Annotated in this window: 7 protein-coding genes; 2 read left to right on the top strand and 5 right to left on the bottom strand. The window is 68.5% G+C overall.

Going from position 1 to position 7,971, the window contains the following annotated elements:
- Positions 1 to 117: 117 nt before the first annotated feature.
- The gene (locus tag DXK32_RS27355; protein WP_114861394.1) at positions 118 to 1,116 is read right to left on the bottom strand and encodes a BMP family ABC transporter substrate-binding protein; all 999 of its coding nucleotides are present in this window, start codon (positions 1,114 to 1,116) and stop codon (positions 118 to 120) included.
- Positions 1,117 to 1,346: 230 nt separating this feature from the next.
- On the opposite strand from DXK32_RS27355, the gene DXK32_RS27350 reads away from it, so the two are divergent.
- Entirely contained in the window at positions 1,347 to 2,009 is a 663-nt protein-coding gene (locus tag DXK32_RS27350) for a LysE family translocator (protein ID WP_247877371.1), read from the top strand.
- 19 nt (positions 2,010 to 2,028) lie between these two features.
- Here DXK32_RS27350 and DXK32_RS27345 read toward each other — a convergent pair whose 3' ends face one another.
- Complete coding sequence (locus DXK32_RS27345) at positions 2,029 to 2,697, bottom strand: DedA family protein (protein ID WP_114861392.1); 669 nt, start codon at positions 2,695 to 2,697, stop codon at positions 2,029 to 2,031.
- A gap of 220 nt (positions 2,698 to 2,917) precedes the next feature.
- Here DXK32_RS27345 and DXK32_RS27340 point away from each other — a divergent pair, with 220 nt between their 5' ends.
- Positions 2,918 to 4,615, top strand: a complete 1,698-nt coding sequence (locus DXK32_RS27340; protein WP_162801363.1) for a methyl-accepting chemotaxis protein — start codon at positions 2,918 to 2,920, stop codon at positions 4,613 to 4,615.
- Positions 4,616 to 4,637: 22 nt separating this feature from the next.
- Here the strand turns inward: DXK32_RS27340 and mrdA are convergent, their stop codons facing one another.
- The 3 genes from mrdA to mreC are packed head-to-tail and all read right to left on the bottom strand — an operon-like array spanning position 4,638 to position 7,949.
- Positions 4,638 to 6,515 carry a penicillin-binding protein 2 gene (mrdA, locus tag DXK32_RS27335; RefSeq protein WP_114861390.1) on the bottom strand — a complete coding sequence of 626 codons (1,878 nt, stop codon included), beginning with the start codon at positions 6,513 to 6,515 and terminating at the stop codon, positions 4,638 to 4,640.
- A gap of 55 nt (positions 6,516 to 6,570) precedes the next feature.
- Complete coding sequence (gene mreD, locus DXK32_RS27330) at positions 6,571 to 7,083, bottom strand: rod shape-determining protein MreD (RefSeq protein ID WP_114861389.1); 513 nt, start codon at positions 7,081 to 7,083, stop codon at positions 6,571 to 6,573.
- The gene (gene mreC, locus DXK32_RS27325; RefSeq protein WP_038528588.1) at positions 7,080 to 7,949 is read right to left on the bottom strand and encodes a rod shape-determining protein MreC; all 870 of its coding nucleotides are present in this window, start codon (positions 7,947 to 7,949) and stop codon (positions 7,080 to 7,082) included. The genes mreD and mreC overlap by 4 nt, the downstream gene beginning before the upstream one ends.
- Positions 7,950 to 7,971: the final 22 nt, after the last annotated feature.

Here is a 7,971-nt window from a genome sequence, read left to right as displayed (position 1 = left end):
TCCCACGGCTTCGCCGCGGGCCCCTTCCCTCCCCCGCTGGGCGGGAGAGGGCCGATTTCCCTCCCCCGCCCAGCGGGGGAGGGTTAGGGAGGGGGCAACCGCTCGCGGATCAAGCCCTTACGGCTGATACGGTTTCACCACCAGCTCGCCCGCGATGATCTTGCGCTTGGCGTCCTCGACGGCCGTCTCCATCTCCGCCGTGACCAGCTTCCGGTTGTTCTCGTCGAGCGCGTAGCCGACGCCCTCCTCCTTCAGCCCGACGACGCGGTGGCCCGGCGTCCAGCTGCCGTCCCTGGCCGACTTCATGCAGTCGTAGACGGTCACGTCCACCCGCTTGACCATCGAGGTCAGGATCTTGCCCGGATGGATCCAGTTCTGGTTGCTGTCCACCCCGACGCCCAGCTTGCCGGCGTCCGCCGCGGCCTGGAGCACGCCCAGCCCGGTCGCCCCGGCCGCCGCGAAGACCACGTCGGCGCCGCGCCCGAACTGGCTCTTGGCCAGCTCCGCCCCGCGGGTGGGGTCGTTCCAGGCGGCGGGGGTGGTGCCGGTCATGTTGGTGAAGACCTCGCCGTCCGCCTTCACATGGCGAACGCCCTGCTCGTAGCCGGTCAGGAAGTTGCGGATCAGCGGGATGTCCATGCCCCCGATGAAGCCGACCTTGCCACTCTGCGAGGCCAGCGCCGCCAGCATGCCGACGAGGAAGGAGCCCTCATGCTCCTTGAAGGTCACCGACTGGACGTTGGGCAGCTCCAGCTTGTCGTCGATCAGGCAGAATTTCGTGTTGGGATACTCCCGCGACACCTTGTCCACGGCGGCGGACTGCGAGAAGCCGACCGCCGTAATGACGGTGGCGCCGCGCCGCGCCATGTTGCGCAACGCCTGCTCGCGCTGGCTCTCGCTGGTGACCTCGAACTCGCGGTAGACGATCCCGGTCTCCTTCTTGAAGCGCTCCGCCCCGTTGTAGGCCGCCTCGTTGAAGGATTTGTCGAACTTGCCGCCCTGATCGAACACCACCGCCGGCATGAACTCGTCCGCCGCCAGGGCCGGACCCGCGACGGGAACGGCCGCCGCCGTCAGCGACAGGGCCAGAATGGTCAGAATGCGCGTCATCGTCATCGTTCCGCTTCCCCGTTCCGGTGCGCCCGCTTGCCGGGGCGTGGCGGCCAGGATAGCCGCTCCTCCCGCCCCGTGACAGGGGGCACATGGCGGGGGCAATTCCGCCGCAGGTCACAGCCCGTATGGGACCTCCGCCCGCGACGCCGGTTGACGGAAGGACGGTGGCCCGCTATCACGCCCGCCATTGCCCGGAGGAGGGGCCCGGAGGGGAGAGTCACATATTGGACGAGGTGATCGGCGTGCATGGTCTGGTGGTGCTGCTGCAAGGCATCGTCCTTGGAATCGCCATCGCCGCCCCCGTCGGTCCCATCGGCCTGCTGTGCATCCGCCGCACGCTCCAGCACGGGCCGCTGATGGGCTTCTTCACCGGCTTCGGCGCGGCCGTGGCGGACACCATCTATGGCGCCATCGCCGCCTTCGGCGTCTCCGCCGCCCTGGACTTCCTGCAGGGGCACGAGATCGCCTTCCAGCTCGTCGGCGGCATCTTCCTCGTCGTCGTCGCCATCCGCACCTTCCGCCAGAAGCCGGAGGACGAGGAGCGCGAGGCGGCCAGCGCGCCCGACACGCCATCCTTCCTCGGCGGCTTCATGACCGGCCTGTCGCTGACCCTGACCAACCCGGCGACGATCATGGCCTTCATCGCCATCTTCGCCGGCTTCGGGCTGGGCGGCAATCTGGGGCGGGTGGACGCCTCCACGCTGGTGGCAGGCGTCTTCATCGGTGCCTCCCTGTGGTGGTTCACCCTGTCCATGGGCGTCGCCGCCGTGCGCCACCGCATCTCCGACCGCGGGCTGACCCGGCTGAACCATTGCACGGGCGTGGCGCTGGCGGCCTTCGGCCTCTGGGCGCTCGGCATGGCCTTCACCGGCATGGCCGGCTGGGCCATGGGGTGAACCCTCAAGGGCTCAGCCCCTAGGGACTGAGCGGGGCGCCCGCCACCGGAGGGTCGCCTCCGGAGGATTTCTGGGCGCGGCGGATGCCGTGGAAATGGCTGATAAGCCGGTACAGATACAGCCCCACCAGGACCACCAGCAACCCCACGGTGAAGTACCCCACCAGACTGTGCGCAAAGGGCCAGCGGGACAGCATGGAACCGGTCCAGGCGAGCAGCAGCGTCCACAGGATCGACCCCGCCCCTGAGTAGAGGCAGTAGAGCGGGATCGACATCCGGCAGGCCCCCGCCGGGATCGAGATCAGCGTGCGCACCCCCGGCACCGGCTGGGTCAGGAAGACGGCAATGCCGCCGTGCCGGCCGAACCACTCTGTGCTTCGTCGGACCTTCCTGGGGTGGATGGTCAGCCAGTGGCCGTAGCGTTTTAAAAAGGCCTCCAGCCGGTCGCGGCCCATCAGCCGGCTGGGCAGAAACCAGACCAGCTGCCCGGCCAGCGAGCCCAGCCCGCCGGCCAGGGCGACGCCGAGCAGATTGTACTCGCCCTGCGCCGCCGCGATGCCGGCCAATGGAATGACCGATTCCGCAGGGACCGGCGGAATGACCCGCGCCAGGACCAGCAGCAGGAAGATGCCCACGTAATTCATCGTGTGCATCACATCGACCAGCCAATTGGTCAGTCCGCCAGCCATTGTCTGCTCACCCAGATTTTAATCCCTCAAAAAAACAGCCCGGGCGGCGGTCGGTTCCTGACGCATATCGCGACGCGAAACCGCATGTCACATTCAGATGATAAATGTTTAGATATGAAATAGGTAAGAGACGTACACACCCATGTGTGCAGCCGAACGTCTCCGTTCGATACCTGCCATGGTGCGCCCACGCCGCCATGGAAAAAAAGAGAGAACCGCCATGCTTCTAAGCAACCTCAAGATCTCAACGAAAATCCTGTCCATCATCATCATGCTGGGGGCCATCTGCGCGGGCATCACCGCCACGTCGGTCTCCGGATTGGACGCGCTGAGCCGCGCCACCGACGAGATCAAGGCTTCCGGCGACGAGATGAGGCTCGGCGCACGGCTTAATCGCCTGGTGGTTGAACTGCTCCGCGACGAATACCGCCTTGCCGCCAACCCCGCCGATCTGCCGGAGGTTCTGCCTTCCATTGCGACGAGCCGCGAAACGCTGTCCACGAACCTCACAAGGGTCAAGGAAACCGCCGACCCCGAGCAGAAGCGCTTGTTGGCGGACTTCGAAGCGGCGCTGTCGCTCTACAAGACTCAATTGGAACAGACTCTGACCGTCGCCCGTCAGATCAACGCGAAGGGCGCCGTCGGATTTCATCAGGACATTCTCTCTTCGGTCGAGAACAGCGCCGTCGCCGCGCGGAAGCTCCAGGATCTGAGCGTCAAATACACCGCCTACACCGACGACAAGGCGGCACGGCTGTCCGACGACGCCTCCCAACTGGCGGAGCGGCGGGCCGTCCAGCTCATCGCGGCGGCCGCGGTCGGCATTCTCGTCGGCCTGCTGTTGGGCTGGCTGATGTCGCAGTTCGGCATCGTCCGGCCGGTCGCCGCCATCGTCGCCTGCCTGCGCGGGCTGGCCGACGGCAAGCTCGACACCGAGGTCTACGGCACCGATCGCAAGGACGAGGTCGGCGCCATCGCCGCCACCGCGGACGTGTTCAAGCGCAACCTGCTGCACAGCCGCGAAATGGAGCGCGAGGCCAAGGAGGCCGAGGCCCGGTCCCAGGCGGAGAAGCGCGCGTCGATGCTCGCGCTGGCCGGCCGCTTCGAATCGCAGGTGGGGGGCATCGTGAACGACGTCGGCGGGGCCGCGACGGAGCTTCAGGCCACCGCCGCCCAGCTCGCCTCCGCGGTCGAGGAGGTCGGCGCCCAATGCAACGCCGTGGCCGGCGCGTCCGAGGAGGCCAGCGCCAACGTGCAGACCGTCGCGTCGGCGTCGGAGGAGATGTCCGCCTCCATCCACGAGCTGGCCGAGCGCGTGACCCGCGCCGCCGCCCGCTCCAAAGCCGCCGCCGAGGGGGCCAATCAGGCCCAGGCCCAGCTCGATTCCCTGTCCTCCGCCATCGAACAGGTCGACCAGATCGTCGCCTCGATCAACGCCGTCGCCTCCCAGACCAACCTGCTGGCGCTCAACGCCACCATCGAGGCCGCCCGCGCCGGCGAGGCCGGCAAGGGCTTCGCCGTGGTCGCCAGCGAGGTGAAGAACCTCGCCAACCAGACCCACGCGATGACCGAGCAGATCGGCAACCAGATCGCCGCGGTGAAGAACGCCTCCGGCCGGACGGTGGAGGCGATGCGCGCCATCATCACCCAGGTCGAGGACATCGACCGCTCCACCGCGGAGATGGCCGCCTCCGTCGAGCAGCAGAGCGCGGCGACCGGCGAGATCAGCCGCAACGCCCAGCAGGCCGCCAACGGCACCGCCGAGGTGTCGAGCAACGTCGCCGGTATCCAACAGGCGGAGTCGGAGACCAGCGCCGCCACCCACAGCGTGAAGAGCGCGGCCGACCAGCTGGCCGAACGCGCATCGAGCCTGAAGCGGGAGGTGGATCAGTTCCTCGCCGAGGTGCGCGCGGCCTGATCGGCCGGCGTCTCCAAAGCCCCTACCCCCGGGTGCCCCCCGGTGGTGGGGGCGGCGGGGCGCTTTCCGCCACGGCGGCGCGGCCCGGATCGCGTTTCTGGCATTCCAGCAGGATGTCGCGCGCGATCGGCGCCGCCGCGGTGGAGCCGCCGCCGCCATGCTCCACGAACACCGCACAGGCGTAGCGCGGGGAGCTGACCGGCGCGTAGGAGATGAACAGCGCGTGGTCGCGCTCCCGCCAGGGCAGATCCTCGTTCTTCTTCACGCCGGTGCTGCGCTCCGCCATGGTGATGCGGCGAACCTGGGCGGAGCCGGTTTTGCCGGCCATCTCATAGCCGGGCTCGGTGATGCGCGACTTGTAGGCGGTGCCGTTCGGCGCGTTGGTCACCTCGTAGAGGCCGCGCAGGACGAGGTCGAGGTTCTCCTTCTTGACCCCGATCGGCGGCCAACTCGTCTGTTCGCCCGACAGCGCCTTGATCTGCTTGGTCAGGTGGGGCTTCACGGCGAAGCCGCCATTGGCCAACCGCGCCGTCATGGCGACGAGTTGCATCGGGGTGGACAGCACGTAGCCCTGCCCGATCGCCGCGATCAGCGTCTCCCCCTGAGCCCAGGGCTTGCCGATCGCGCCCTTCTTCCAGTCGATGGAGGGAATCAGGCCCGGCCGCTCGTGCGGCAGGTCCAGTCCGGTCAGCTGCCCCATGTCGAAGCGGTTCGCCATTTCGGCGATGCGGTCGATGCCGATGCGCCGCGACACGTCGTAGAACCACACGTCGCAGGAATGGCGCAGCGCCCCGACCACGTCCACCGTGCCGTGCCCGCCCTTCTTCCAGCAGTGGAAGCGGTGGTCGCCAAGGTCCATGTGGCCCGGGCAGAACACCGAGTGGTTGCGGCTGATCAAGCCGGACTCCAGGGCCGCCAGGGCCACCACCGGCTTGAAGGTGGAGCCTGGCGGGTACTGCCCGGCCACCGCCTTGTTGTTCAGCGGGGTTGCCTGATTGGAGAGCAGTTCCTCCCACAGCTCGGCGCTGATGCCCATGGTGAACTGGTTGGGGTCGTAGCTGGGGTGGGAGCACAGGGCGTAGATGCCGCCGGTGTGCACGTCCATCACCACGCAGGAGGCGCTGACCTCCTGCGCCAGCCGCTGCTGCACGAATTTCTGAAGGCCGATGTCGATGGTCAGCTGAACCTCGCGACCCGGCTGCCCCTCGTCGCGCGACAGCTCGCGGATGACGCGCCCGACCGCGTTGACCTCGAGCTGGCTGGTGCCCGCCGTGCCGCGCAGCGCCTTCTCGTGATACTTCTCCATCCCCGCCTTGCCAATGCGGAAGCCGGGCAGCGACAGCACGGGATCGCCGTTCAGCTCCGCCTCCGAAACGGCGCCGACATAGCCCAGGATGTGCGCGGTCGCCTCCGCCTCCGGGTAGTGGCGGATCTCGCCGACCTCGATGGCGACGCCCGGCAGGTCCGGCGTGTTCATCTCGATGGTGGCGACCTGCTCCCAGGTCAGGTTCTCGCGCACGGTGACCGGCACGAAGCGGCGCTTGCGGTGCAGCTCGCGCATCACGCGGCGGCGGTCGCCGTCGGTCAGCGGGACGATCTTGGAAATCTTGTCGAGCGTGTCCTGAATGTTGCGCGTGCGCTCCGACACCACGACGACGCGGTAGTTCTGCTGGTTCACCGCCAGCGGCGCGCCGAAGCGGTCGACGATGGTGCCGCGCGACGGGGCGACCAGCCGCAGGCTGATGCGGTTCTCTTCCGCCAACATGGTGTAGCGCGCGGATTCCACCACCTGCAGGTAGTAGAGCCGCCCGACCAGAGCGGACAGACCGGCCAGCTTCAGCCCGCCCAGCACGGCGGCGCGGCGGGTCAGCAGGCGGTAGCGGTCGGTGTCGCGGTCCATCGCAGTCAAAGGCTCACATCCCCTGCCAGATCATCCCTGCCCACACGCCCGCCGATCATCCCTGAAGAAACGCCCGGTGCACGCGGATCAGCATCCAGGCGATGGCCGGGAAGAAGGCCATGGTCAGCAGCGCCTGGAACAGCGCCGGCCGGAACGGCAGCACCGTCGCCTGAAGCGCCGAAAAGGCCAGCCACTGGATGCAGGCCACGCCCAGCATGACGAGCCCGAAGCCGAACCACATCAGGGCGAAGGTGCTCGACGCCAGCACGCGCCGCTGGCTGGACACCGCCCAATGGACCAGCACCAGCACCAGCGCGTTCACCCCCAGAGGCCCACCGGTCAGCAGGTCCTGCAGCAAGCCGATCAGAAAGGCGGTGCCGGGCCCCATCAGGTCGGGCCGGTGGATCGCCCAATAATAGACGGCGACGGCGGTCAGGAAAGGCGCCACCGACGCATAGCCGGGCAGCGGCACCGGGATCATTCCGGCCAGCGCCAGCATGACCGTCACCGCGAACGGGGCGAGATTCCGCCCCGTCTTGTCCAGCCGCTGCCACACGGTCAGCGTCATTTCGACTCGGACGACGGTTCCGCCTCGCTTCCCGGCAGGCTGAACTCGACCAGTTGCAGGTGCTCGACCCGCGACAAATCGACGTTCGGCTGCACCCGGACGCCACGTTCACCAGCCGAGGACACCACGCCCACCGGCAGGCCCGGCGGGAACTGCCCGCCGTGACCGGAGGTGACCACCCGCTCGCCCACCTGCACCGGCGCTTCCGGCGGCAGGTAGAGGAGCCGCGTCTGGTCGGAATTGTCGCCCGCCATCACCGCCCGCTGGCGCGAGCGCTCCAGAACCACGGGGATGCGGGTGTTGATGTCGGTCAGCAGGAGGACGCGGGCCGACCACTCCCCGACCTCGATCACCCGGCCGACCAGCCCGCTGCCGGCGATGGCCGCCTGCCCCTTGCGCACCCCGTCGCGGCGGCCGGCGGTGACCACCAGCGTGCGCAGGAAGGAGCTGCCCGGAGCGGCGATGACCCGCGCCGTGATGAAGGAGGAGGACGGCTCCGGCGTCGCCTTCAGCAGCGAGCGGAGGCTGATGTTCTCGGCCTCCAGCCGCAGCGCCGCCTGCTTCCACTGCAGCAGCCGCGCGTTCTCCGCCTTCAGACGCTGGTTCTCCTCGAAGGCGTTCTGCACCTCGACCACCGACTCCACGACATGGGCGGCGGTTGCGGCAGGGCGCGAGATGGCGTCGAGGATCGGGGCGAAGGCGTCGGTCACCCGGGCGCGCGCGCTGTCCACCGACAGCGCGTCGATCCGGCCCACCATCATCAGGGCGACGGAGGCGAGCACCAGCAACAGGAAGGAGAAGCGCTGGGCGAGCGCCCGCAGCGGGGCGGCAAGGCGCACGACGGAACCGGAATTGCGAGGCTTCACAGGATCATCCCGTCCAGGTACG

The sequence above is a fragment of the Azospirillum brasilense genome (assembly GCF_003349955.1).
Lineage (GTDB): Bacteria > Pseudomonadota > Alphaproteobacteria > Azospirillales > Azospirillaceae > Azospirillum > Azospirillum brasilense_B.
This window is presented reverse-complemented; position numbering and strand designations above follow the sequence as displayed.

What these genes read in the sequence shown, in the direction of transcription:
- DXK32_RS27355 (WP_114861394.1), bottom strand. Translation starts at nt 1,116, where the DNA reads ATGACGATGACGCGCATTCTGACCATTCTGGCCCTGTCGCTGACGGCG.
- DXK32_RS27345 (WP_114861392.1), bottom strand. Translation starts at nt 2,697, where the DNA reads ATGGCTGGCGGACTGACCAATTGGCTGGTCGATGTGATGCACACGATG.
- DXK32_RS27340 (WP_162801363.1), top strand. Translation starts at nt 2,918, where the DNA reads ATGCTTCTAAGCAACCTCAAGATCTCAACGAAAATCCTGTCCATCATC.
- mrdA (WP_114861390.1), bottom strand. Translation starts at nt 6,515, where the DNA reads ATGGACCGCGACACCGACCGCTACCGCCTGCTGACCCGCCGCGCCGCC.
- mreD (WP_114861389.1), bottom strand. Translation starts at nt 7,083, where the DNA reads ATGACGCTGACCGTGTGGCAGCGGCTGGACAAGACGGGGCGGAATCTC.